The following is a 24,170-nucleotide window of genomic DNA, read 5'->3' on the forward strand; positions in this document are numbered from 1 at the left end:
TGGCAACCAGCCAGAGGAGCGTCGCGATGACTTTGCAGACTGCGGGCCGCGTGCCCGCCGAACATGAACTGTCGATCAGCCGCTTGATCGATGCCCCGCGCAGCAAGCTGTTCCGTGCCTGGACCGAACCGGCGTTGCTGGCGCAATGGTGGGGGCCCCACGGCATGACCACTCCCGAATGCGAGATGGACCTGTGGGTCGGCGGTCAGTTTCGGACCCTGATGCGCGCTCCCGATGGCAGCGAGTATCCGACCATGGGGGTGTTCCTGGAGATCGACGCACCGTCGCGGCTGGTGTTCACCGATGCGTTCCTGCCGGGCTGGATTCCCTCGGGCAAGGCGTTCATGACCGCCGAGGTGACCTTCGAGGAGCGGGGCGACCAGACCCTCTACACCGCTCGCGCCATGCACTGGAGCGAGGCCGATCGCCAGGCCCATGAAGCCATGGGCTTCCATGAGGGCTGGGGACAGAGCCTGGAGCGCCTGGTGACCCTGGTCACCCAGGGCATGCCCGACTGATGCCGGGCCAGGCCGGAGCGGCGGTGACGGCGCTGGTGGAGCAGGTCTATCGCGAGCAGTCGCGGCGCATCCTCGCTACCCTGATCCGCCTGCTGGGGGATTTCGACCTGGCCGAGGAAGCCTTGCATGAGGCTTTCTTCGTGGCGGTGGAGCGCTGGCAGGACGACGGCATTCCGGCCAACCCCCGGGCGTGGCTGGTGTCCGTCGGGCGCTTCAAGGCCATCGATGGCCTGCGCCGGCGGGCACGTTTCGCCGCTTCCCAGGCCGCCCTGGCCAGCCAGCTGGAGCAACTGGAGCAGGAGGACTGGAGCGGTGAAGACGTGCAAGACGACCGCCTGCGGCTGATCTTCACCTGCTGCCACCCGGCCTTGGCGGCGGATGCCCAGGTGCCGTTGACCTTGCGGGAAATCTGCGACCTGAGCACCGAGCAGATCGCCCGCGCCTTCCTGGCGACCCCGGCCACCATCGCCCAGCGCATCGTGCGCGCCAAGGCGAAGATCCGCGATGCGGCGATTCCCTACCAGGTACCGGCACTGAACGAGTTGCCCGAGCGCCTGGACAGTGTCCTGCGGGTGATCTACCTGGTGTTCAACGAAGGCTACTCGGCGTCCCTGGGGGCCGAGCTGACCTGCGCCGACCTGACTCGCGAGGCGATTCGCCTGGGGCGCCTGTTGCTGGAGCTGCTGCCGCAGGCCGAGGTGATGGGCCTGCTGGCCCTGATGTTGTTGCACGAATCGCGGCGGGCGGCGCGCCTTGGCGCCGATGGCGAGTTGATCCTGTTGGAAGAACAGGACCGGCGCTTGTGGTCGCGTGAGCTGATGGACGAAGGCTGCGCGCTGGTGGAGCAGGGCTTGCGCAGCGGTGGGGGCGGGCCTTACTGCCTGCAGGCGGCGATTGCCGCGGTGCATGCCGAGGCGCCCATGGCCAGCCAGACCGACTGGCCGCAGATCGTCGGTTTGTACGATGTGCTGCTGCGGTTGCAGCCCTCGCCGGTGATCGAACTCAACCGTGCGGTGGCCTTGGCCCAGCGCGACGGCCCGGCGGCCGGCCTGGCCCAGGTCGAACGGATCCTGCGGCGCGGCGACCTGGAGGACTATCACCTGGCCCATGCCGCCCGTGCCGATTTCTGTCGTCAACTGGGGCAGATCGAGGCGGCGCGCGCGTCCTACCGGCGGGCCCTGGAACTGGTGCGGCAGGCGCCGGAGCGGCGTTTTCTCGAACGCCGCCTGGGTGAGTTGTAGCCAAGATCAGCCGAGCATTCGTTGCAGGAACCAGCTGCCGGCCGGTCCCGGAGGGTGCAGGCGCGACCAGAGCGCATCCACCAGCACCGGGCGTGGCCAGCCGCGGACCTTGAGCTCCTGCAGCCTGCCGGCGCCGAAGTTGTCCACCAGCCAGCGCGGCAGCGGCGCCCAGCCAAAACCGCCCTGGGCCATTTCCATCAGCATCAGGTAACTGGGGGCCGACCAGACCCGGCCCTGGGGGCGGCTGTCATAGGGGTTGAGCACCGTGGCCAGGCGCAGTTCGCGGTGCTGGCCCAGGGCCTGCTGATCCACCTGCTCGAGCCTGGCCAGAGGATGCTGCTTCGACACGAACAGTGAGATTTCGCCGCGCTCGGCCATGGTCTGGTGCTCCAGGTCGGCCGGGTAATCGGGTTGCTTGTCGGCGAAGGCCAGTTGCGCGCGGCCGCTTTGCACCAGGTCGACCAGGTCATCGCACTCGGCGATCAGGCACTCCAGTTCCAGCTCCGGATAGCGTTGCTCGAAGGCGTTCAGGCAGCGCTCGAACCGGTCGGACTGGTAAGTATCGGACAGGGCCACGGTGAGCCTCGCCTCGATGCCTTGGGACAACTGGCTGGCGGCCAGTTCCAGGCGGCTGGTGGCGGCGAGGATCTCCTCGGCGCGACGCAGCAGCACCTGCCCGGCCGGGGTCAGGCCGGGCTTGCGGCTGGAGCGGTCGAACAGTTGCACATCGAGGTCGATCTCCAGGCTGGCCACCGCGGCGCTGATGGTCGACTGGCTCTTGCCGAGCTTGCGCGCGGCGGCGGAGAACGAACCCTGGGTCGCGGCCTGGACGAATGCCAGCAGTACTTCGTTGGATGCCATGAAGTATCGCCTTGGTCGATGGTTATTGATTAGGAAGTATCGATCGCATCCTGGAAGATCGCCAGCGTCTTCACTTCAGGAGCAGGCCATGAGCCTTCATAAATCCCTCACCGAACGCATTGCCCAGGCCGTCGCCTTCGAATTGCTGGCGTTGCTGATCTGTACTCCGCTGCTGTCCTGGATCATGGATCGGCCCATGGTCGACATGGGCGTGGTCACCCTGGGTATCGGACTGCTGGCGCTGGCCTGGAACGTGCTGTTCAACAGTCTGTTCGATCGGGCGCTCAAGCGCCTGCGGATCGCTCATGGAGGCTGGACGCGGGTGGCGCATGCGCTGTTGTTCGAGGGCGGACTGGTGGCGGTCGCGGTGCCATTGATCGCCTGGTGGCTGGGGATCAGCCTGTTGCAGGCGCTGATCCTCGACATCGGCGTGCTGCTGTTCTTCCTGCCCTATACCTACCTCTACCACTGGGCCTACGACGTACTGCGGGACAAGTGGCTGCAAACGCGCCTGGTTCACTAAAAACCCGGTTTCAGGCCTGGCGGTACAGCCCCTCGATGACCGCCAGGTAGGCCTCCAGGGCCCGGGGCACTTCCTCCAGCAACAACTCGCGCTTGAGTTCCTGATGTTCCTGGGCGCGCTGGAACAGGCCCAGGGGCAGTCCGAGCAATGCCTGTACATGGGTTTCCCGCTGCCGGGCGCTGGCCAGTGGCAGGTGCACGGTCAGCACCCGGTCATAGAGCTTTTGCATTTGTATGTGCAGGTCCGGGGCCTGCAATTGGCCCAGGGCATAGCCCGGAGTGAGCATCTGCAACAGGTCGGGGTGCTGCTCGATGTACTGCAGGAGCGGCAGGGTGGTCTGTTCTATCACCTGTCGGGAACTCAAGCCTCGCCAGTGACTCTCATCGACGCCATGCAAGGGTTCGGCGATCGCGCTCATGGCAGCGATATGGCCCTGGCCCAGGGCCTCCAGCACCTGCTGCTTGTCGCTGAAGAAGTGGTAGAGCGAGCCGATGGAGGTGCCGGCCTCGCGGGCGATGCCGTGCATGGTCAGGTTCGCTACCCCCAGCTGGATCAGCAGGCGCGCGCAGGCCTGGAGAATGGCCGTGACCCGCTGGTGGCCACGGGTCTGCTTGGGCGTGCGCTGGAGCTTGGAGGAGGAGGGCGCTGTGTCGGTCATGGTCGGCGAAGTTTTTCGGGGGCGCCTATTATGGCGTAGAAGGTTGTGTCCAGTCCTTGGAAAAACTAGACACGACCTTCTACTTTTGCTGAAAATACCCGGCGGCGGGAGCCCTCCTCTGTACTCGCCATCCTTCCGGCTTTCTGAAAAACATGACTAATTCTCGCAACTGGATCATCTGCGAACACTGCGACTCCCTGTACGAGTCCGTGCCGCTCGGTAAAGGTCAGGCGGCGCAGTGTTCGCGCTGCGGTGCACTGCTGGCCCGCGCCCGGCACCTGAACGTGCAGCAGTTGTTCGCCTTGTCGATCACCGCCGGGTTGCTGTTCGTCTTCGCCAATTGCTTCCCGGTGATCAAGATCAGCCTCGAAGGCCTGAGCAACGAAGCGACGCTCTGGCAATCGGTGGAGGCCCTGGCCCAGGGCCGGATCAGCCTGATCGCCGCGGTCACCGGCCTGACCATCATCCTCGCCCCGGGCCTGCAGATCGTCCTCTTGTGCTGGGTGCTGGGTTTTGCCAACTTCGGCCGCGCCGCGCCAGGGTTCAAGGCCAGCATGCGCGCCCTGGAGCACCTGCGGCCCTGGAGCATGCTCGAGGTCTGCCTGCTGGGAATCCTGGTGGCCATCGTCAAGCTGGCGGGCATGCTCGACGTGCATCCCGGGCTGGGGCTGTGGGCCCTGGCGATGCTGACGGTGCTGATCATCCTGATTTCCGGCAAGGATATCCGCTACCTGTGGGATGACCTGGAGGGCCGCTACTGATGAGCGCGCCGCCCTATGCCCGGGACCATCAGCTCAAGCTGTGCCACACCTGCGGCCAGGTCTGCCAGCAGTCCGAGCACTATTGCCCGCGCTGCGATTCGGTGGTGCATGCGCGCAAGACCAACAGCCTGTCGCGCACCTGGGCCTTGCTCCTGGCCAGCCTGATCTTCTATATCCCGGCCAACCTGTTGCCGGTGATGCACACCAACATCTTCGGCAATGCCAGCGAGAACACCATCATGAGTGGCGTGGTGGAGTTCTGGAAGGCCGGTTCCTGGGACATCGCCCTGCTGATCTTCATCGCCAGCGTGGTGGTGCCGGGCATCAAGTTCTTCGTCCTCGGCATCCTCCTGGTGACCTGCCAGCGCCGCTCGCGCTGGGCCCAGCGCGAGCGGGCCAGGTTGTATCGCTTCGTCGAGGTGATCGGCTACTGGTCGATGCTCGATGTGCTGGTGGTGGCCCTGGTGGCGGCCCTGGTGCAGTTTCGTGCCTTGAGCTCCATCGACCCGCGCATGGGTATCCTGTTTTTCGGTTTGGTGGTGGTGCTGACGATGTTCGCCGCCATGAGTTTCGATCCCCGGCTCATCTGGGATGTAGAGGTTGAAGATGTCTGATCATCCAGGTTCCAACGCAGCAAGTTCCCCGTCAGCCCCGGGCGCCCCGGCGCTGCGCACGCGACGCTTCAATATCTCGCTGGTATGGCTGGTGCCCATCGTCGCGGCCCTGGTGGGGTTGTCGATGGTGGTCCACAAGTCGATGTCGGCCGGGCCGGAGATCAGCATCAGCTTCCAGACCGCCGAGGGCCTGGAGGCCAACAAGACCCAGGTCAAGTACAAGAACGTGGTGATCGGCAAGGTGACCTCCATCGCCTTGAGCGATGACCGGCGCAAGGTGGTGGCCAAGGTCGAGCTGGACCAGTCCGCCGAGCCCTTCACCGCCGAGGACTCGATGTTCTGGGTGGTGCGCCCGCGCATCGGCGCCAGCGGCGTTTCCGGTATCGACACCCTGCTGTCCGGAGCCTTCATCGGCGCCGACGCCGGCCGCTCGGACAAGCGCAAGGACAGCTTCAAGGGCCTGGAGACTCCGCCGCCCATCACCTACGGCCAGAAGGGCAAGCGCTTCACCCTGCATACCGACGACCTGGGTTCCCTGGATATCGGTTCGCCGGTCTACTACCGGCGCATCCAGGTCGGCCAGGTGGTGTCCTACCAGTTGGCCAACAGCGGCAAGGGCGTGGACGTGAAGATCTTCGTCAACGCGCCCAACGACAAGTACGTGACCACCGACAGCCGTTTCTGGAATGCCAGCGGGGTGGACGTGACCCTTGGCGCCAACGGGCTGAAGGTCAACACCGAGTCGGTGTCGTCGATCCTCGCCGGTGGCATCGCCTTCGTCGAACCCAAGTACAGCCCCAATGCCAAGCCGGCCGAGGAGAACGCCGAATACAACCTGTTCGGCGACCAGGACACCGCCCTGGCGCCCCCAGACGGTGCCCCGTACTACATTCGCATGCGCTTCGACCAGGCGCTGCGTGGCCTGGCCATCAACGCCCCGGTGGAGTTCCTCGGGGTGAACATCGGCAAGGTGGTGTCCATGGACCTGGACTACGACCAGGAGCGCAAGTACTTCCCGACCCTGGTGGGGGCGGTGATCTACCCCGAGCGCCTGGGCAAGGCCCATGAAAAACTGCTGAAGCAGACCGGCGGCGAAGACGACGCCCGCTCCGCGCAACTGATCGGCGCCTTCGTCAAGAATGGCCTGCGGGCCCAGGCGCGCAGCGGCAACCTGTTGACCGGGCAGCTGTTCATCTCCCTGGACTTCGTGCCCAACGCCAAGCCCGTGGCCTACAACCCCAGCGCCCGGCCACTGGAGATTCCTACCGTACCGGGCAGCCTGGACAAGCTGCAGGAACAACTGCAAGCGACCATGGACAAGATCAGCAAGCTGCCGATCGATTCCATCGCCGCCAACCTGGATTCCAGCCTGGCGGAAATGAACAAGACCCTCAAGCAGGTCAACGGCCAGGTCCTGCCGCAGATGCGCGAAACCCTGGAGCAATCGAAGAAGACCCTGGCCAGCGCCAACGAGAGCTTCTCCGAGGACTCGCCACAGCGCCAGAGACTTGGCCAGGCCATGGAGGAGGTGCAGCGCACGGCCCGTTCGGTGCGGGTGCTCACCGATTTCCTCGGTCGTCATCCTGAGGCGCTGATTCGCGGACGCCTCAAGGACAATCAACCGGATGCCTACCAGTCGCCATCCTCCTCCGTTCGCGAATCCGTACCGGAAGCCCAGCCATGAAAACCCGTGCCCTGTTGTTGAGCCTGACCCTGGGACTTGCCGCGTGCAGCTCCGCGCCCACCCATTACTACACCCTGATGCCGCCGGTGACCGAAGGCGCCACGGCCAGGAACTCGGGATTGCAGTTCGAGATGTCCACGGTGCGCATCCCGGTCCAGGTGGACCAGCCGCAGTTGGTGGTGCGCCAGGACAGCGGCACCCTGGCGATCCTCGAGACCCAGCGCTGGAGCGCGCCCTTGGTGGATGAGTTCCACGACGCGCTGGCCAGCCAGATGGAGGCGAAGCTGGGGACCCGCAACCTCGAAGGCCTGCCGAAGCAGCCCGGGCGCCCGGTGCTGTCGTTGCAGACCGATGTGCGGCGCTTCGAGTCCCTGCCCGGGCGCTATGCCTTGATCGATGTGGTCTGGAGCCTGCGCCAGCGTAGTGAAGGCACCCCGGCCCGCAGCCTGACCTGCAGCAGCCAGATCCGCCAGCCGGCGGGCGTCGAGCTCGGCAGCCTGGTGCAGGCCCACCAGCAGGCCATCGCCCAGTTGGCCGGGCAAATCGCCGGCGCCGCCCAGCGCTGGTCCTGCCCCTGATCCAATGCAGCGACCCAAGCCGCTTCGTATCGACGTTTGATCGCTGAAGGTCGCCTGGGTGGCTTCAGCGCCGGGCGGAGAGTTGCTGGGGGGCGAGGAACGCATCGCGAAAGTAGTCCCGCAGTGCTTGCATCGCCGGGGTGAAGGCGCGGTCGCGACGCCAGGCCAGGCCGACGCTCATGGGCGTGACCGCATCGCTCAGGCTCAGGGTTTCGATGCGCTTGCCCTCCAGCGACCAGGGCCGGTGCACCAGGTCCGAGAGGATCGCCACGCCGCTGCCGTTGGCCACCATGCTGCGCACCGCCTCTACCGAGCTGGTGCGCACCCGCACCCTGGGCTGTTGGCCGGCCTGTTCCCAATAACGCATGGCGCTCTGTTCCGCTTCGTCGACGGTGAGCAGGATGAACGGCTCCTGGGCCACGTCCGCCAGGCTGACGCTGGTCCGTTCGCACAGCCGGTGATGGGCCGGTAGCCACAGCCGGCGCTCGGAGTTGAACAGCGTCTCGGAGACGATGTCCGGGTGGGTCAGGTTGGCGGTGAGCACCACCGCCATGTCGAAGCGCCCGGCCAGCAACCCCTGTTCGATGGCCTGGCGTTCCTGCTCATGCAGTTCGATGGTGACGTCCGGGTGCCAGTGCCCCAGGCGCTGCAGATGGTGCGGCAGGAAGTAGCCGATCACCGTGTAGCTGGCGGCCAGGTGCAGGGTGCCGCTGGCACGGTAGTCGGGTAGCGGGCTGTTGAGCGCGTCGTCGACGCTGCGCAGGATCACGTAGGCGCGGTTGAGGAAGTGCCGGCCGGCATCGGTCAGGCTCATGCCCTGGGCCGAACGCACGAACAGCTGCACGGCGAGCAGCGCTTCCAGTTCCTTGATTGCCGTGGTCACCGCCGATTGGGAAATGTTCAGGTGGATCGCCGCCTGGGAGATCTGGCCGATCTCGGCAGTGGCCACGAAGTAACGCACCTGGCGCAGGGTCAACGACATTTCTATCCGTCCATGTATCTGATTTTCAGAACAAGCTCTATCTGATAATAGATCTTCCCAAGGGGTCAAGGCCGCTCTAACGTCCAGCGCACGAAGTCACGAACGTTGGAGCAACAGTGATGCAGGCAGTGGATTTCAATTCGGACATGGGCGAGAGCTTTGGCCCGTGGACCATCGGCGATGGCGTCGACCACGAGCTGATGGGCTTCATCAGCTCGGCCAACATCGCCACCGGCTTTCATGCCGGCGACCCCGGCACCATGCGCCGTACCATCGAGCAGGCCCGGCTGCGGGGCGTGGCCATCGGGGCCCACCCGGGCTTTCGCGACCTGGTGGGGTTCGGCCGGCGCCACATCAACGCCCCGGCCCAGGAGCTGGTGGACGACATGCTCTACCAACTGGGCGCCCTGCGTGAGCTGGCCCGGGTCCAGGGCCTTAAGTTGCAGCACATCAAGCCCCATGGCGCGCTGTACATGCACCTGGCCCGGGACGAGGAGGCGGCGCGGCTGCTGGTGCAGAACCTGCAGACACTCGAGCCCGAACTGCTGCTGTATTGCATGCCCGGCTCGGTGATCTGCCGGATCGCCCAGGAGCTGGGGCAACCGGTGATCCGCGAGTTCTACGCCGATCGCGATTACGACCTCAGCGGCTCCATCGTCTTTACCCGCCGGGTGCGGGTCCTGGATCCCCATGAGGTGGCCGCCAAGGTCCTGCGCGCTTGCCAGCAGGGGCTGGTCCGCACCGTGGAGGGCGAGGACCTGGCCATCGAGTTCGATTCCATCTGCCTGCACAGCGACACCCCGGGTGCCCTGGACCTGGTGGAAGCCACCCGCGCAGCGCTGGACCTGGCCGGCATCCAGGTGCGAGCACCGCGCTGAGGCGTTGCCCGCCAAAGCTCGCGCATCGATGCGACTGCAAGCGGTTTTGCTTTTTTTGCCTGCCTTTCGACAACTATTCCAAGAGAAACAGACATGGCCGAATACAACGTCATCACCCCCTTGCCGGGCACTTTCTACCGCAAGGCCACGCCCGACTCGGCGCCTTTCGTCGAGGTCGGCGACAGTGTCAGCGCCGATACCGTGATCGGCCTGATCGAAGTCATGAAGCAGTTTTCCGAGCTCACCGCCGGCAGCGCTGGCCAGGTCGGCGCTTTCCTGGTCGAGGACGGTGACCCGGTGGAACCGGGCCAGGTCGTCGCGACCCTGGTCGAGTGAGGGCCGTCCCATGACTGAATCCATTCGCAAGCTGCTGGTCGCCAACCGTGGCGAGATCGCCGTGCGCATCATTCGAGCGGCCAAGGCCCTGGGCATTCCCACCGTCGCTGCCTGCAGCGAGGCGGACGCCGATTCCATGGCCGCGCGCCTGGCCGACGAAGTGCAGATCATCGGCCCGGCCCGGGCCGACAAGAGTTACCTGAACATCCAGGCCCTGCTGGCAGCCCTCAAGGCCAGCGGCGCCAATGCCGTGCACCCGGGCTATGGCTTTCTTTCGGAAAATGCCGAGTTCGCCGAGGCGGTGGTCCAGGCCGGGGCGATCTTCGTCGGCCCCGATGCGCGGACCATCCGCCGTATGGGCGACAAGGCCGAGGCCCGGCGTACCGCCCAGGCCGCCGGGGTGCCGGTGGTGCCCGGTTCGCCCGGCGAACTGTTCGACCTGCCAGCTGCGTTGCAAGCGGCGCAGGCGGTGGGTTTTCCATTGCTGATCAAGGCATCGGCCGGTGGCGGCGGGCGGGGTATTCGCCTGGCCGAGGATGCGGCGCAACTGGCCGAGGAGTTTCCCCGGGCACAGCGCGAGGCGCAGGCGGCGTTCGGCAATGGCGCCCTGTACCTGGAGCGGTTCATTGGCCGGGCCCGGCATATCGAGGTCCAGGTGCTGGGCGACGGCAAGCGTGCGGTGCACCTGTTCGAACGTGAATGCTCGTTGCAACGGCGGCGGCAGAAGATCTTCGAGGAGGCGCCGTCGCCGGTGCTCGATGCCGCCCAGCGCGAGCGGTTGTGCAGCAGTGCGGTGCGCCTCACCGAGGCCCTGGGCTACCAGGGCGCCGGCACCCTGGAGTACCTGTATGACGACAGCACCGGCGAGTTCTTCTTCATCGAGATGAACACTCGCATCCAGGTGGAACATCCCATCAGCGAGCTGATCACCGGTGTCGACCTGGTCCAGGCCATGTTGCGCATCGCCGGTGGCGAACCGCTGGATCTGCGCCAGGAAGATATCCACCTCAATGGCGCCGCCCTGCAGATGCGCCTGAACGCCGAGGACCCGGCGCGGGACTTCTTCCCCAGCCCGGGCCAGGTCCAGGAGTTGTCCTGGCCGCAAGGGCCGGGGCTGCGGGTCGATAGCCACCTGTATCCGGGGTATGCCGTGCCGCCTTACTACGACTCGCTGCTGGCCAAGCTGATCGTCCATGGCGCCGACCGCGAGCAGGCCCTGGCTCGGGCGCGGGCGGCCGTGGAGCAAACGACCTTGACTGGCATGGCCAGTACCTTGACCCTGCATCGCGAGCTGCTGGCCGAGCCTTGGCTGGCGGGCGCGGACTTCCATACCGCAACCCTGGAAACCTGGCTGGCCGGGCGCCGTGCCGGAGGTGTCGCATGAACCAACCGATTCGCTACAGCTTTGGTGCCGACGAGCACCTGTTCGCCGAAGTCAGCGACAGCATGTCCCTGGAGGCTTTCTTCAAGGGCATGGCGGTCACCCGCGCGGTGGAGCGCCTGGCCCTGGATGGGGTGCTGGACGTATGCCTGGCCAATGCCTCGTTCCAGATTCGTTTCGATCCGGATCGCATCGCGCCCCAGGCCCTGCTGGAGGCCGTGCGCGAGGCCGAGGCCGGCGCCGTGGCCGAGCGCAGCCTGCACACGCGGATCATCGAGATCCCGGTGCTGTACAACGACCCCTGGACCCATGAAACCCTGATGTGCTTTCGCGACCGGCACCAGGACCCGGACGCCACCGACCTGGAGTACGCGGCGCGGATCAATGGCCTGGCGGATGTCGACGCCTTTATCGCCGCCCACAGTGGCGCCCCCTGGTTCGTCTCCATGGTGGGTTTCGTCGCCGGCCTGCCGTTCATGTTCCAGATGGTCGAGCGCGAGCGCCAGTTACAGGTGCCCAAGTACCTGCGGCCGCGCACCGACACGCCGAAGCTGACCCTGGGCCATGGCGGCTGCTTCGGCTGCATCTACTCGGTGCGCGGCGCCGGTGGCTACCAGATGTTCGGCGTGACCCCGGCACCGATCTACGACCCGCAGCAGCAACTGGCCTACCTCAAGCAGCACATGGTGTTCTTCCGCCCGGGGGACATCGTGCAGTTCAAGCCCATCGACCGCGAGGCCTATGACCACGCGGTGGCCGAGGTGGAGGCCGGGCGCTTCGACCTGCGCATCCGTGAGGTGGAGTTCTCCCTGGATGCCTTTCTCGCCGACCCGGTCGGTTATCCCAAGTCGCTGCAGGAGGTGTTGGCATGATCAAGGTCATCAAACCGGGCCTGGCCACGTCGGTACAGGACCTGGGCCGCGAGGGCTTCTATCACCTGGGCATCCCGCCGTCCGGGGCCCTGGACCAGTACGCCCTGAGCGCCGCCAACCAACTGGTGGGCAACCCGGCTGGCGCCGCGGGCCTGGAGTGCACCTTGCTCGGGCCGGAGCTTGAGTTCACTGCCGATGCCCTGGTGGCGGTCTGTGGTGCACACATGACGCCCAAGCTCGATGGCGTGGACCGGCACCTGGATACCGCGTTCGCGGTCAAGGCCGGGCAAGTGCTGCGTTTCGACTTCCCCAAGGCCGGGGCCCGCGCCTACCTGGCGGTGGCCGGTGGCATCGACGTGCCGCTGGTGCTCGGCAGCCGTTCCACCTATGCCCTGGGCGCCCTGGGCGGTTTCCAGGGGCGGCGCTTGGCGGCCGGCGACGAGTTGCCGGTGGGTGCCGCCAGTGGCAAGAGTCGAGCGGGGGCCAGCCTGCCCATGGCGCTGCGCCAGTCCCTGGGGGGCGAGGTCAGCCTGCGGGTGGTGCCGGGGCTCTATTACGAACGCCTGAACGAGGGGGCCAAGGCGAGCTTCTTCGCCGAGCCCTGGACCGTGGGCTCGGAGGCGGATCGCATCGGCTATCGCTTCAAGGGTGGCAGTGCCCTGGGCTTCCAGCCCCGGGAGCAACCGTTCGGTGCCGGCTCCGATCCGTCGAACATCGTCGACAGTTGTTATCCCATCGGTTCGATCCAGGTGCCGGCGGGGCTGGAGCCCATCGTCCTGCATCGGGATGCGGTGTCCGGTGGTGGCTACGCGATGATCGGCACGGTGATCAGCGCCGACCTGGACCTGGTGGGGCAGATGCAGCCCAACCAGAAGGCGCGCTTTATTCCGGTGACCCTGGAAGAGGCGCTGGAGGCCCGGCGTTCCTACAAGAAGAAACTGGCCTGCCTGAGCAAGCTGTTTGCGTCCTGATCTCCGTCCGTGGCGGCTCACGCATCGTGTAGCCGCTGCCGCAGGCTGCGCACGGCTCGGCACGAGCCGTGGGGGACTGCTGGCTAGAACAGCCGGGTGAACAGCCAATACAGGCTGCCGGAGAGCAGGATCGCCGCCGGCAGGGTCAGCACCCAGGCCATGGCCAGGTTGCGGATGGTGCGCATCTGCAAGCCGCCGCCGTTGGCCACCATGGTCCCGGCCACCCCCGAGGACAGCACGTGGGTGGTGGACACCGGCAGGCCGAACATGTCCGCCGCGCCAATGGTCAGCATCGCCACGGTCTCCGCCGAGGCGCCCTGGGCGTAGGTCAGGTGGGTCTTGCCGATCTTCTCGCCAACGGTCACCACGATGCGTTTCCAGCCGACCATGGTGCCCAGGCCGAGGGCGATGGCCACCGCGATCTTCACCCACAACGGGATGAAGCGCGTGGCGTTGTCGATCTGCTGCTTGAACAGTTGCAGCTTGTCGCGGGTGTCCTGGTCGAAATGGCCGATCTGGTTCTTGTCCATCAGGCGGATGGTTTCACTGGTCAGGTACATGTCATTGCGCACGTTGCCCATGGCTTCGGCCGGAACCTTGGACAGCGAGCCGTAACCCTTCACTTCATTGCCAATGGTACCGGCCAGGGCGGCCAGGGCCGGAACCAGCTCGGGCGTGGCCTCCTTGCTGCGCATGTATTGCGCGAGTACCGCGCGAGGATCGGTCGGTGCCGCCTGTGGGGAGCTCTTGGCCAGGGCTTGCTGGGTGACTTCGGCCACGGCGGCGAATTGCAGGGCCTGGTCGGCGGGCATGGTGCGGTTCAGGGCGTAGGCCATGGGCAGGGTGCCCACCAGGATCAGCATGATCAGGCCCATGCCTTTCTGGCCGTCGTTGGAACCGTGGGCGAACGACACCCCGGTGCAGGTCAGGATCAGCAGCCCGCGAATCCACCACGGTGGCGGGGTGTCACCCTTGGGCGCCTTGTACAGCGCGCGGTTCTTGACGAACAGGCGCAGGGCCAGCAATAGCAGGGCGGCGAACACGAAGCCGATCAGTGGCGAGAACAGCAAGGCGTAGCCGACCTTGGTGGCCTGGCTCCAGTCCACGCCGCTGGTGCCGTCGCGGCCATGCATCAGGGCGTTGGCCACGCCGACGCCGATGATCGAGCCGATCAGCGTATGGGACGACGAGGCCGGCAGGCCCAGCCACCAGGTGCCGAGATTCCACAGGATGGCGGCGATCAGCAGGGCGAAGATCATGGCGAAGCCGGCGGAAGATCCCACCTGCAGGATCAGCTCCACCGGCAGCAGGGCGATGATGCCGAAGGCCACCGCGCCGCTGGACAGCAGCACCCCGAGGAAGTTGAACAGGCCGGACCAGACCACCGCGAACTGCGGCGGCAATGAATGGGTGTAGATCACCGTGGCCACCGCGTTGGCGGTGTCGTGGAAGCCGTTGACGAATTCGAAGCCCAGGGCGATCAGCAGCGCGACGCCGAGCAGCAGGAACGGGGTCCAGGTGGTGACCGTGGTGCCCAGTTCGTGCATGTCGTGCATCAGGCTGTAGGCGGTGAACAACAGGCCCAGGGCCAATACGGCGAAGAACACCACCAGGGTGAAGGGACCGGGTTTCTTATCCAGTTGTGGTTTGGCGTCGACGCTGGGGGAGGCGACGGTCAGGGAAGGGGTGGCCATTGCTGGACAATCCTGTGGCTGGAAGGAATGGCTTCCATGATCGTTGCCGAATGTTACAGGCAGACTGCCCCAGGTCATGGTTTGTGCAATTGACTGGCCCTGGCCCGTTGATCCGTTTGCCCACCCTGGCGACTCGTGCCGAGCCGTACGCAGCCTGCGGCAGCGGCTACACGAGGCGAGGTCTGCGTGCATCACCGATCCATGGCGCCTGTAGCCGCTGTCGAGCGCCAGCGAGGCTGTGACCGCAGGCTCAGTAGTCCTGGCGTTTGCGGAAGGCCCAGCGTCCGGCGATCAGGGTGAAGGTGGCCACCAGCGCCACCAGGATCCAGAAGCCTTCCGGATCGCCGGAGAAGGGAATGCCGCCGACGTTCATGCCGAAGAAGCCGGCGATGATGTTGATCGGCAGGGCCAGCACCGTGACCACGGTCAGGGTGAACAGGGTGCGGTTGCTCTGCTCGTTGAGGTTGGCGGCGATTTCCTCCTGCAGCAGCTTGATCCGCTCTCCCAGGGCCGTGAGGTCGCTGATGATCAGGGCGAATTCCTCGGTGGACTTGCGCAGCTCCTTGACGTCGTCCTTCTGCAACCACTGCGGCGGCCGGTTGAGCAGCCGTAGCAGCGAGCCCGGCTCCAGGGCCAGCAGCCGTTGCAGGCGTACCAGAACCCGGCGCATGGCTCCCAGCTCGGCGCGGTTGGCCGAGACCCTGGCCGCCAGCAACTGGTCTTCGATCTGGTCGACGCTGAGGCTGGTCTTGCGCACGATCTGGGTCAGCACCTCGCCCTGGTCCCGTAGCAGGTGCACCAGCAGTTCCAGGGGCGAGCGGAAGTGCTCTCCGGCCTTGACCGAGGAACGCAGCTTGTCCACCGAATGCAGGGGTTGCAGGCGGGCGCTGATGATCAGGTTGCTGCGCACGCAGACCCACAGGGTGGAGATGTACGAGGACAGCATGCTGCTGAAGTTGAACACCACGTCGTTGACCACCGCCAGCAGGGCCGAGTCCACATGCTCGATGCGGGTCGAGCGCGAGCCTTCATGCAGTGCTTCGAAGAATTCATCGGGCAGTTGCAGGTGGGCCTGCATCCAGCGCTCGCAAGCGGCATGGGCCAGGTTCAGGTGCAGCCAGAGAAATTCATCCGGGTGTTCGGCCGATTGCAGGGCTTGCAGGGCCTTGGCCGAATCCAGTTCGCGACCCCGTTCGCCGGGGCGGAAGCGGTAGCCGTAGAGCAGGCCAAACAGATCGGAATCGCGGTGACTCTGGTCGATGCTGTGGTTCATGGGGGCTCGCAGGAGGGGCTGTGCCCGCGCAGGTTTCACAGGTTCACTTGAGCCACATCATGGCAATGCTTCTTGACGATTTTGTGACAATTGAAAGTCCATGATGCGCCGCGTCATACCGATGGTCGGCGGCTCTCAAGAATGTGCCGTCGATGCCGATCATGCTCACATGCCACACGCATTCGAGCCGTCTCGAATGCGCCCGACAGGGACGTTCGGACTTACGCATGCCTTACCGGGCCTGTTCCATCCCTGCCATGAGATCTTCTCGATGTTTTTGCAAAAATCCCTGAGGGGGCAAATTCTTGCCCTGCTGAGTGGCAGCCTGTTGGCGATGCTGTTGATCGCCCTGGCGTGCTTTCAATTGCTGTCCAATGGCGTGCAGAACTACCGCGAGCTGATCGAAGGCCCGCTGCACAGTTCGCAACTGATCGACGAGGCCAACCTGCAGTTCAAGATCCAGGTGCAGGAGTGGAAGAACGTGCTGCTGCGAGGCAAGCAGCCCCAGGAAATGAACAAGTACTGGCAACAGTTCGAGGATCGCCAGCGCGACGTGCAGAACATCCTTGGCGAGTTGGTACAGATCCCCGGCCTGGATGCCTCGCTCAAGAGCCGGGTCCAGCGTTTGGCCCAGGAGCATCTGGCCCTTGGCCAAGCCTACCAGAAGGCCCGTGATGCCTATGTGGCCGGCGGTGCCGATCCGAGTGCCGGCGATGCTGCGGTGAAGGGCTTCGACCGTGCCGCCAGCGAGCAGATGAGCGAGCTGGTGGTCGAGCTGCGCAAGCAGGGCCAGCAGCAGTCGCAACAGATCAGCTTGGCCGCCGATCGCACGGTGTGGCTGGGTATCCTGGTGATGCTCATTTCCGGCTTGCTGATCGGCCTGCTCAGCCTGTGGCTGGTCAACCGTAGCCTGGTGGAGCCGATCCGCCAGTTGATCGACTACGTGGCCCAGCTCAGCCGTGGCCAGTTCTCCCAGCGGGTGGACAACACTCGCCAGGACGAGCTGGGCAAGCTGGCGGCCGCCGCCAATACCCTGCGCGACTTCCTCGCCCAGACCTTCACCAGCCTGCAGCGCAGTGCCTCGGACCTGGATACTTCCAGTGGCGAGCTCAACTCCATTGCGACCTTGATGTCCCAGGGCACCAACGACCAGTTCAGCCGCACCGACCAGGTGGCCACGGCGATGAACGAGATGTCCGCCACCGCCCAGGAAGTCGCGCGCCATGCCGCCGATGCCGCCCGGGCCGCGGACGATGCCGACCAGTCGGCGCAGCAGGGCGAGCAGGTGATGCAGAGCACCATCGACAGCATCACCCAGATGCGTGGCGAGATCGCCAACACCGCGACCGTGATCCGTCGCCTGGAAGCCGACAGCGGCAGGATCGGCAAGGTGCTGGAAGTGATCCAGGGCATCGCCGAGCAGACCAACCTGCTGGCCCTCAACGCCGCTATCGAAGCGGCCCGGGCCGGCGAGGCGGGACGCGGTTTCGCCGTGGTCGCCGATGAAGTACGCAGCCTGGCCCAGCGTACCGCGGCTTCGATTACGGAGATCAACCAGATCATCCAGACCGTGCAGACCGGCGCGGTGGATGCCGCCCATGCCATCGAGAGCGGTCAGTCGCGCAGCGAACAGAGCGTGCAACAGGTGACCGAGGCCGGGGCCATGCTCGAGCGCATCACCCAGGCGGTGGAAGCGATTCGCGACATGAACCGGCAGATCGCCACCGCCGCCGAGGAGCAGACCTCGGTGGCCGAGGACATCTCGCGCAACCTGACCGAGATCACCGCCATCGCCAGCACCAACCTGGACAACGTTCAGCGTACCGAGGCGGCGAGCCGCAACCTGCATGCCCTGTCGGGCCAGCTGAACGAGGTCACGGCGCGCCTGAGCGCCTGATCCCGGGGCCCGCAAAATACAAGGCCGCGCCCCTTGTAGAGGCGCGGCCTGGTGCTATCTGCCGGTTACTGGTCTTGCTGGTTGGCCAGGATCTTGCCGGTCTTGGCATCCAGGTCCACATCCCACTCGATGCCTTTGCTGTCACGCAATTCCACCTGGTAGACGTAGGCGCCGCTGGCGGTCTGTTCCAGCTCGGTGTCGGTGATATTGGCGGCGCTGGTGCCGGGATGCTGGGCCAGGGCGGCCTGGTTGAGTTTCTCCAGGTCCATGACGGCGCCCGACTTGAGCAGGCCCGGGATCAGGTCCGGACGGACATCGGCCTGGGCCAGGCCGGCGCTCAAGGTCAGGGCGGTGGCGGCCAGCAGCACGGAGAATTTGCTCATGGATGATTCCTCGGGGGTGATGGGTTTGGATAGGCACAGGTTAGCCAGCGCAACTTAATTCACCCTTAATTCCCGCCACCGATTGCGCCGTTTGTTCAAGCCTGCGGCCTGGCTGGCCGGCAAGCTGCTGTCTCCTTATCGATGGAGACAAGACGGATGAAACGAATGCTTGCGTGGTTGTATGGACCGCTGTTCTTCGGTGGCTTCATCGGCGCCGGTATCTGGTGGATGGGCAGCGCGGGTGGCTCGGCGGCGGGCCTGCCCTGGTTGTTCCTGGGGGCTCTTGGCGTGTCGTTCCTGGCGGAGTGGGGCTTGCCTTACGAGCCCGCCTGGAACCGCTCCCATGGGGACCGGTTGCGCGACTGCCTGCACGCCGTGGTCAACGAAGGCTTGAATGCCATCGGCCTGCTGGCGCTGCCGGGGCTAGCGGCGCTGCTGGCTCACGATGGCTTGTGGCCTCGGGACTGGCCGCTCTGGGGACAGCTGTTGCTGGCGGTTACCGTGGCCGATTGCGGGATCACCCTGGCGCACTATGCCAGTCACCGTTGGGCCTGGCTGTGGCGCCTGCATGCGGTGCACCACAGCGTACAGCGCATGTATGGCTTCAACGGCCTGCTCAAGCACCCCTTGCACCAGTTGCTCGAAGCCTCGGCAGGGCTGTTGCCGTTGCTGATGCTGGGCATCCCGCTGCCGGTGGCCCAGTTGCTGGCCCTGGCCATCGCGATCCAGCTGTTGTTGCAGCATTCCAATGTCGACATGCGTCTTGGCGTCCTGCGCCTGGTGTTCGCCTGGGCCCCGGTGCACCGCTTCCACCATATGAAGTACGGACGTGCCGGGGATGTGAACTTCGGCCTGTTCTTCAACCTGTGGGATTGGCTGCTGGGTACCACGTTCTACCGGCATGATTACCCGATGCGTCCGGGAGACCTGGGCATCGGCAGCCATCCGGACTACCCGGCGGGGTACTGGCGGCAACTGCTGGAACCCTTCAAGGTCCAGCGCTACAGCGCCGAGCCCAAGGTGCCGCAAGCCCTGCGCCGGCAGGTCAAGCCAACAGGCGGGGCCTGAGAGGCTTGAGGGCCTGGCCGGCGGTGACGCCGAACAGTGCTTTCAAGGTCCGGGAGAAGTGCGCGGCGTCGGCGAACCCGGCGCCGTGGGCCGCCTGGGTCATGGCCTGGCCCTCAAGCATCAGGGCCATGGCCAGGCGCAGGCGTCGCCACAGCACCAGGCGGCGTACCGGCAGGCCCACGTCGCGAGCGAACAAGCGCTCCAGCTGGCTCAGGGACAGGTTGGCCTGGGCCGCCAATTGCGCGGCCGCCACCTTGCCGTCCAGGGCCGCGTCCAGGGCCTGTAACGCCCGCTCTATGCGCCGGTCGACCATGGGCTGGCGCGGGCAGGCGCGTAGCGCGGCCTCCAGTTCGGGCAAGCCGGGTGTCACCTCGCTGACGCTCTGGTGCAGGTCCCGCGCATCGATCGACAGCGGTTCGGCATAGACCGTGAACGCCGCTTCGGGAGCTTCGACGATGGCGTGGCGGCACAGGGCCTGGATCATCAGGTAGTGACCGCTGTGGCGAACACCATCGAGCTCCACGGTGACCGGCTGCCCGGGGGCGATGATCAGTTGATGGGCGTAGTGGGCATGGGGCGCGGTACGCCCCATGAACCCGTGGACCAGGCCGAAGTCATGACCCAGCCAGAGTTCGCCCTGCCAGCGGGAGTCGTCCATTCAGTAGCCGCTGGCTTCCAGCAGGCGGACGACACTGGTGCCGGCCGGGCGCTGGAAGTACTTGAGCAACTGGTCGCTGCGGTTGGTGAAGATGCCGTCGACGCCGGCATGCATCACCTTCTGGAAGTCCACTGGCTCGTCCACCGTGTAGACATGCACCAGCAGCCCCTGATCGTGGGTGTACTGGTTCATCCACGGCTGCACCAGGTCGGCGTAGCTCTGTTCGCCACCGCCGGTGAGGGCTGCCGAAGGGCCGGTGCCGATGGCGCCCCGGGCCTTGGCGAAGTCGACCCAGCGCTTGAACTCGGCCTGGTCCCGGGGTTGCTGGCGGGCATAGAAGGCCGCCTTGTCGGTTTCACCGCTGCTGGCAAAGCTCTGTCCGGAAGCCGGCTCGATGCTGCCAGGCGCGAGCCACAGCAACAGCACCTTGGGCACCTGGGGCATTTCCTGGTGCAGCAGTTCCAGGCTGTGCTTGTCGAAGGTTTGCAGCACCACCTGGCCCTTGCCCTGGCCTGCTGCCAGGTCGCTCTTGGCCAGGGTCGAGCCGGCCGGGCCCAGCCAGCCGCGAGCCTGGAGTTTTTCCTTGAGGTCGTGCTCGATGCCCGGGAACAACTGGGGTTCCTTGGTCTCGATGTAGAGGCCGGGCTTGTGCACCGAACTGCCCTGGGCGATATCGATGATTTCATCCAGGGTGAGGATCTGCAGGCCGGCGAAGCCCGGCCGGGCGCGATCAGGATGGGCCTGGTTGAACCAGCTGCCGGCGTCCAGGGTCTTCAGCTCGGCCATGGTGAAGGCGTTGGCCGGGCGGTCCTTGCGCTCGGGGAATTTCTGCGCGACGTCGGTGGTGCGTTGCAGGTTGTTGTCATGCAGGGCGAACAGCACGCCATCCTTGCTGCGCTGCAGATCCATCTCCAGGTAATCGGCCCCCAGGTCGCGAGCCACTATGTAGGCGGCGGCGGTGGATTCGGGGGCATCGAAAGAAGCCCCGCGGTGGGCGATGACCGCTGGCCGTGCAATACCCAGGCGCGCGGCCAGGGCCTCGGGATCGGCCGGTTCCGCGGCCTGGGCCAGGCCGCAGGCGAGCATCAGGCCCAGCATCAGCGTTCTGGAGTGGAAGGGGGTGGGCATGCTCGAAATCCTTTCGTGGGGGCGGGGACGAGTCGCTATCTTTTAACAACTCGATGACGCTTGTGCTATCGCCAGAGCGACATCGAGCGAGCAGTTGCGCAGGTCCCGGGTTTTTTCCGGCGCTTTGCAGTACTCTTGGACGCCGCAGTTTCCCCAGCAGAGGGAAGCCAGAAAACACTGCTGTTCCTTGCCTCGCGTGTAGACCATCGATCCCCCGTCCTGCGGGACCCATAGCGAGGTTTACCATGAGCATCACCTCCGAACTCATTTGCCAGGCCGCCGACCAGCTCAAGGGTTTTGTCGGTTTCAATCACAAGACTGGCCGCTACATCGTGCGTTTCAGCGAAGACTCCTTCGGCATGGACGTGGCCGACGACGCCATAGTCCCGGCCAGCGAGTTCGTCTGGACCCGGGCCGACGGCGAGGCCATGAGCCTGCGTCGCGAGCAGATCCAGCTGTTGCTGGACCAGAACATCGACGACCGGATCAACATCAGCGAGCCCCTGCGGGTGTACATGCGCCGCAGCGACCTGCCGGAAATCCAGGCCGTGCGCAGCTTGCTCTCCAGCGACCGGGGCTGACCCGCCGCGACTGCCCGGAGCGCCTGGACAGGCGCCCCGGGAGACCGTTCATTCAGCGCCGCCGTAGGCTCGCTCGACCCTGCTCACCCGCGTACTGAAGCTGCGATACCACTGGTTGCGACCGCGCTCGCGGGCTGCGCTGTGCTCGGCGTGTCGCTTCCAGGCCAGGATCGCCTCCTCGCAGGTCCAGTAGGACACGGTGATTCCGAAGCCATCGGCGCCCCGTGCCGATTCGACCCCGAGAAATCCCGGCTGCTGGCGGGCCAATTCGAGCATGCGTGTGGCCGCCTGGTCATAGTCCGGATCGGCTGCATTGCGCTGGGAGCTGAAGATCACTGCGTAGTAGGGCGGTGCGGGTGTCTGGCCGATCATCGCTGAACCTCCCGGCAGGCCTGGAGCAGGGCCCGCGCCAGGGGCGGGGTGTGGCCGGCGAGGGCCGCGCGTTCGGGTTGGAACAAGGTCGCGACGAAGAACGGATGGCCGTCCAGCTCCACGGCGCGCAGCTCGGCGGCCTGGTCGTGGCCGCTGGCACGCAGGGCGCCGGCAAGCAGGGGGCCGGCGAAGTCCGGATTGACCCCATAGCGGCAGCGGTAGCCTTCCTCGATGCTCTGGCTGCCATAGGCCCTGGCGATCCGGCTATCGGGGCGCAACTGGATAAGATCGCGGGTTTCCACCAGGGCGCAGCTCAGCAGGCTCAGGACCGCCCGCTCGGCCTCGGGAGCGGTTTCCCCGTGCTCGGCGTCGGTCCAGCCCAGTACGTTGCGAGCGTATTCCAGCACCGCGTGCTGGAAGCCGCCGCAAGTACCGAGAAAGGGCCGCTGTTTCTCCCGGGCCACGCGGATCGCCAGCAGCGCCCCGGCCATGTTGCGATAGGGGCTGCCGGGTACGCACCAGATGCCATCGAAACCTTCCAGTTGCCCGGCATCGTGCAACTGCTCGGTAGCCAGCCACTGGTATTGCAGTTGCACGCCTGTCTCGATGGCGGCTCGTTCCAGGGCCAAAGGCAGGGCCTGGTGTGCGGTGATCCGGGGATCGTGATCACCCACCAGGGCGATGCGGATCGGTGGTGTCGCTGGGTGTGCGGGCATGGGGCGCTCCTCTGCTCATGCTGGCTTGTGGTCGGTTGGTGGCCACTATAGATTGGCGCTGGCGCAATCAATATTGGCGTTTTGACAAATGATCAATGCAACAGCGCACTATCAACTGGACTATCCCGACCTGGCGCTGATCCTGGCCCTGGTCCGTGGCGGCTCCCTGGCCCGCGCGGCCGCCCTGCTCAAGGTCGATGTCTCGACGGTGTTTCGCGCCGTGCGCCGGCTCGAGGCCGGGCTTGGCCAGCAACTGTTCGACAAGAGCCGCGCCGGCTATCTGCCCACCGGCCTGGCCCAGGCCCTGGCCCTGCAAGCCGAGCAGGCGGAACAGGCGCTGGAGGCGGCGCGGATCGGTGTGGCCAGGGGTGGCGAGGTCATCAGCGGCACGGTGCGCCTGACCTGCACCGACTCGGTGTTGCACAGCTTGTTGCTGCCAGCCCTGGCGCAGTTCATGCCGGACTATCCGGCTCTGGTCATCGAGCTGTGCACTTCCAACGACTTTGCCAACCTCAGCCGGCGCGATGCGGATATCGCCGTGCGGCTGACCGCGACGCCGCCCGAGCATCTGGTGGGGCGCTGCCTGGGGGCGGTGGCGTATCGCTTGTATGCCAGTGCCGCGTACTGCCAGCGGGTGGATTGCAGCGAGCTTTCGCAGTTGGCGTGGATCGCCCCGGACGACTTCCTGCCCGACCATCCGACGGTGGCCTGGCGGCGCCAGCAGTGGCCTGGGGTGCAACCGGCCTATCGCTGCAACAGCATGCAGTCGGTGGTGGAACTGGTGCGTGCAGGGCTTGGGGTCGCGGCGCTGCCGGACTTTCTCGTCGCCGACGGGACGCTGGTGCCCTTGAGCGAACCCCTGGGCCATGAAACGGCCCTGTGGTTGCTGACCCGGCCGGACTGTCGGGCCCTGCGTTCGGTGGTGACGCTGTTCGACGAGCTGGCGCGCCACCTGCGCTGGAACTGAGGCGCTCAGGCGCCGGGCTGTGCCTTGCGCACGAAGTGCTCGTGCATTTCGCTGGTCAGGTTCTCGATGCGCTCGGTCAACTGCTTGGTCATCTCCGTCAGGCGGGTGTTCTGCTCCAGCAATTCCAGCAGTTGCGCGGTGGTCTGGGCGGCTTGGGCCTGGCGCTCGCTATTGGCGATGGCCAGGGCTTCGCGGTGTTGCGCGTCGGCGTCGGACTGGGCTTTGTCCCGGGCGGCCTGGCGCGTCTGCGCCAGGAGGATCAGCGGCGCGGCATAGGCCGATTGCAGGCTGAAGGCCAGGTTCAGGAGGATGAAGGGGTAGACATCGAAGTGGGTCAGTCCGCTGAGGTTCAGGGCCACCCAGATCACCACCACCAGGGTCTGCGCGCCGAGGAAGGCCGGGGTGCCGAAGAAGCGCGCGAAGGCCTCGGCCTTCAGGGCGAAACTGTCGGTGCCGAAGGTCGGCGCCAAGTGGGCATGGGCGCGATGAAAGCGCAGGTGATCGGTGCTCGAGCTGGTATTTTCCGGGGTGTCGCTGGAACTCATGGTGGCCTCCGCCAGGCGTTGGAACGTCGG

General features: G+C 65.9%; 27 protein-coding genes. 16 read left to right on the forward strand and 11 right to left on the reverse strand.

The genetic code is table 11. The annotated features are described in order from the left end of the window. Positions 1-26 precede the first annotated feature (26 nt). Positions 27-518, forward strand: coding sequence for an SRPBCC family protein (locus H7A76_RS27510; protein ID WP_185701440.1), 492 nt, complete (start codon positions 27-29; stop codon positions 516-518). Next, positions 518-1,759, forward strand: a complete 1,242-nt coding sequence (locus H7A76_RS27515) for an RNA polymerase sigma factor (protein ID WP_185701441.1) — start codon at positions 518-520, stop codon at positions 1,757-1,759. The genes H7A76_RS27510 and H7A76_RS27515 overlap by 1 nt, the downstream gene beginning before the upstream one ends. A 6-nt stretch (positions 1,760-1,765) precedes the next feature. On the opposite strand, the gene H7A76_RS27520 is transcribed toward H7A76_RS27515, so the two are convergent. Next, complete coding sequence (locus H7A76_RS27520; RefSeq protein ID WP_185701442.1) at positions 1,766-2,620, reverse strand: LysR family transcriptional regulator; 855 nt, start codon at positions 2,618-2,620, stop codon at positions 1,766-1,768. An 88-nt stretch (positions 2,621-2,708) separates the two neighbouring features. Between H7A76_RS27520 and H7A76_RS27525 the strand changes: the two genes are divergently transcribed. Then, on the forward strand, positions 2,709-3,143 hold the full coding sequence (locus tag H7A76_RS27525; protein ID WP_185701443.1) for a multidrug/biocide efflux PACE transporter: 435 nt from the start codon (positions 2,709-2,711) through the stop codon (positions 3,141-3,143). 10 nt (positions 3,144-3,153) lie between these two features. Here H7A76_RS27525 and H7A76_RS27530 read toward each other — a convergent pair whose 3' ends face one another. Continuing rightward, positions 3,154-3,801 carry a TetR/AcrR family transcriptional regulator gene (locus tag H7A76_RS27530; RefSeq protein WP_185701444.1) on the reverse strand — a complete coding sequence of 216 codons (648 nt, stop codon included), beginning with the start codon at positions 3,799-3,801 and terminating at the stop codon, positions 3,154-3,156. Positions 3,802-3,953: 152 nt separating this feature from the next. Here H7A76_RS27530 and H7A76_RS27535 point away from each other — a divergent pair, with 152 nt between their 5' ends. Genes H7A76_RS27535 through H7A76_RS27550 form a run of 4 tightly spaced genes read left to right on the forward strand, consistent with a single transcriptional unit; the run spans position 3,954 to position 7,438 of the window. Then, positions 3,954-4,562 (forward strand): paraquat-inducible protein A, encoded by a 609-nt coding sequence (locus H7A76_RS27535; RefSeq protein ID WP_185701445.1) that lies wholly within the window; start codon positions 3,954-3,956, stop codon positions 4,560-4,562. After that, positions 4,562-5,176: a paraquat-inducible protein A gene (locus H7A76_RS27540; protein WP_185701446.1), complete on the forward strand. Its 615-nt coding sequence runs from the start codon at positions 4,562-4,564 to the stop codon at positions 5,174-5,176. Before H7A76_RS27535 ends, H7A76_RS27540 begins: the two co-directional genes overlap by 1 nt. After that, a complete protein-coding gene (locus tag H7A76_RS27545) occupies positions 5,169-6,860 on the forward strand; it encodes an intermembrane transport protein PqiB (RefSeq protein WP_185701447.1) in 1,692 nt (563 codons plus the stop codon). Before H7A76_RS27540 ends, H7A76_RS27545 begins: the two co-directional genes overlap by 8 nt. Continuing rightward, positions 6,857-7,438: a membrane integrity-associated transporter subunit PqiC gene (locus tag H7A76_RS27550; protein ID WP_022640379.1), complete on the forward strand. Its 582-nt coding sequence runs from the start codon at positions 6,857-6,859 to the stop codon at positions 7,436-7,438. Before H7A76_RS27545 ends, H7A76_RS27550 begins: the two co-directional genes overlap by 4 nt. 64 nt (positions 7,439-7,502) lie before the next feature. On the opposite strand, the gene H7A76_RS27555 is transcribed toward H7A76_RS27550, so the two are convergent. Continuing rightward, on the reverse strand, positions 7,503-8,420 hold the full coding sequence (locus H7A76_RS27555; protein WP_185701448.1) for a LysR family transcriptional regulator: 918 nt from the start codon (positions 8,418-8,420) through the stop codon (positions 7,503-7,505). A 119-nt stretch (positions 8,421-8,539) separates the two neighbouring features. On the opposite strand from H7A76_RS27555, the gene H7A76_RS27560 reads away from it, so the two are divergent. The 5 genes from H7A76_RS27560 to H7A76_RS27580 all read left to right on the forward strand — a co-directional run bounded on the left by H7A76_RS27560 (position 8,540) and on the right by H7A76_RS27580 (position 12,858). After that, a complete protein-coding gene (locus tag H7A76_RS27560) occupies positions 8,540-9,298 on the forward strand; it encodes a 5-oxoprolinase subunit PxpA (RefSeq protein ID WP_185701449.1) in 759 nt (252 codons plus the stop codon). Between the two features lie 93 nt (positions 9,299-9,391). Then, positions 9,392-9,634, forward strand: a complete 243-nt coding sequence (locus H7A76_RS27565) for an acetyl-CoA carboxylase (protein ID WP_022640376.1) — start codon at positions 9,392-9,394, stop codon at positions 9,632-9,634. 10 nt (positions 9,635-9,644) lie between these two features. After that, positions 9,645-11,018 (forward strand): acetyl-CoA carboxylase biotin carboxylase subunit, encoded by a 1,374-nt coding sequence (locus H7A76_RS27570; protein WP_185701450.1) that lies wholly within the window; start codon positions 9,645-9,647, stop codon positions 11,016-11,018. Next, positions 11,015-11,887 carry an allophanate hydrolase subunit 1 gene (locus tag H7A76_RS27575; RefSeq protein WP_185701451.1) on the forward strand — a complete coding sequence of 291 codons (873 nt, stop codon included), beginning with the start codon at positions 11,015-11,017 and terminating at the stop codon, positions 11,885-11,887. The genes H7A76_RS27570 and H7A76_RS27575 overlap by 4 nt, the downstream gene beginning before the upstream one ends. Then, positions 11,884-12,858 carry a biotin-dependent carboxyltransferase family protein gene (locus tag H7A76_RS27580; protein ID WP_185701452.1) on the forward strand — a complete coding sequence of 325 codons (975 nt, stop codon included), beginning with the start codon at positions 11,884-11,886 and terminating at the stop codon, positions 12,856-12,858. Before H7A76_RS27575 ends, H7A76_RS27580 begins: the two co-directional genes overlap by 4 nt. A gap of 83 nt (positions 12,859-12,941) precedes the next feature. Here H7A76_RS27580 and H7A76_RS27585 read toward each other — a convergent pair whose 3' ends face one another. Together H7A76_RS27585 and H7A76_RS27590 are read right to left on the reverse strand one after the other, a co-directional pair. Continuing rightward, positions 12,942-14,552 (reverse strand): inorganic phosphate transporter, encoded by a 1,611-nt coding sequence (locus H7A76_RS27585; RefSeq protein WP_185701453.1) that lies wholly within the window; start codon positions 14,550-14,552, stop codon positions 12,942-12,944. Between the two features lie 250 nt (positions 14,553-14,802). Next, positions 14,803-15,825 carry a transporter gene (locus H7A76_RS27590; RefSeq protein WP_185701454.1) on the reverse strand — a complete coding sequence of 341 codons (1,023 nt, stop codon included), beginning with the start codon at positions 15,823-15,825 and terminating at the stop codon, positions 14,803-14,805. A gap of 271 nt (positions 15,826-16,096) precedes the next feature. Between H7A76_RS27590 and H7A76_RS27595 the strand changes: the two genes are divergently transcribed. Continuing rightward, positions 16,097-17,722, forward strand: coding sequence for a methyl-accepting chemotaxis protein (locus H7A76_RS27595; RefSeq protein ID WP_185701455.1), 1,626 nt, complete (start codon positions 16,097-16,099; stop codon positions 17,720-17,722). Positions 17,723-17,787: 65 nt separating this feature from the next. On the opposite strand, the gene H7A76_RS27600 is transcribed toward H7A76_RS27595, so the two are convergent. Continuing rightward, a complete protein-coding gene (locus H7A76_RS27600) occupies positions 17,788-18,105 on the reverse strand; it encodes a PepSY domain-containing protein (protein ID WP_185701456.1) in 318 nt (105 codons plus the stop codon). Positions 18,106-18,261: 156 nt separating this feature from the next. On the opposite strand from H7A76_RS27600, the gene H7A76_RS27605 reads away from it, so the two are divergent. Further along, entirely contained in the window at positions 18,262-19,173 is a 912-nt protein-coding gene (locus tag H7A76_RS27605; protein WP_185701457.1) for a sterol desaturase family protein, read from the forward strand. Here H7A76_RS27605 and H7A76_RS27610 read toward each other — a convergent pair. Together H7A76_RS27610 and H7A76_RS27615 are read right to left on the reverse strand one after the other, a co-directional pair. Continuing rightward, the gene (locus tag H7A76_RS27610) at positions 19,151-19,831 is read right to left on the reverse strand and encodes an AraC family transcriptional regulator (protein ID WP_185701458.1); all 681 of its coding nucleotides are present in this window, start codon (positions 19,829-19,831) and stop codon (positions 19,151-19,153) included. The genes H7A76_RS27605 and H7A76_RS27610 overlap by 23 nt on opposite strands. Further along, on the reverse strand, positions 19,832-20,959 hold the full coding sequence (locus tag H7A76_RS27615; protein WP_185701459.1) for a glycerophosphodiester phosphodiesterase: 1,128 nt from the start codon (positions 20,957-20,959) through the stop codon (positions 19,832-19,834). Positions 20,960-21,204: 245 nt separating this feature from the next. On the opposite strand from H7A76_RS27615, the gene H7A76_RS27620 reads away from it, so the two are divergent. Beyond that, the gene (locus H7A76_RS27620; RefSeq protein ID WP_022640366.1) at positions 21,205-21,540 is read left to right on the forward strand and encodes a DUF2025 family protein; all 336 of its coding nucleotides are present in this window, start codon (positions 21,205-21,207) and stop codon (positions 21,538-21,540) included. A 48-nt stretch (positions 21,541-21,588) separates the two neighbouring features. Here the strand turns inward: H7A76_RS27620 and H7A76_RS27625 are convergent, their stop codons facing one another. Both H7A76_RS27625 and H7A76_RS27630 read right to left on the reverse strand, forming a co-directional pair. Continuing rightward, positions 21,589-21,912 (reverse strand): antibiotic biosynthesis monooxygenase, encoded by a 324-nt coding sequence (locus tag H7A76_RS27625; RefSeq protein ID WP_185701460.1) that lies wholly within the window; start codon positions 21,910-21,912, stop codon positions 21,589-21,591. After that, positions 21,909-22,628, reverse strand: a complete 720-nt coding sequence (locus H7A76_RS27630; RefSeq protein WP_185701461.1) for a CTP synthase — start codon at positions 22,626-22,628, stop codon at positions 21,909-21,911. Before H7A76_RS27630 ends, H7A76_RS27625 begins: the two co-directional genes overlap by 4 nt. Before the next feature lie 88 nt (positions 22,629-22,716). On the opposite strand from H7A76_RS27630, the gene H7A76_RS27635 reads away from it, so the two are divergent. Then, complete coding sequence (locus H7A76_RS27635; protein WP_185701462.1) at positions 22,717-23,595, forward strand: LysR family transcriptional regulator; 879 nt, start codon at positions 22,717-22,719, stop codon at positions 23,593-23,595. Positions 23,596-23,600: 5 nt separating this feature from the next. On the opposite strand, the gene H7A76_RS27640 is transcribed toward H7A76_RS27635, so the two are convergent. Next, the gene (locus H7A76_RS27640; RefSeq protein ID WP_185701463.1) at positions 23,601-24,140 is read right to left on the reverse strand and encodes a DUF1003 domain-containing protein; all 540 of its coding nucleotides are present in this window, start codon (positions 24,138-24,140) and stop codon (positions 23,601-23,603) included. Positions 24,141-24,170 lie beyond the last annotated feature (30 nt).

It is taken from the genome of Pseudomonas sp. MSSRFD41 (assembly GCF_014230245.1).
Taxonomy (GTDB): domain Bacteria; phylum Pseudomonadota; class Gammaproteobacteria; order Pseudomonadales; family Pseudomonadaceae; genus Aquipseudomonas; species Aquipseudomonas piscis.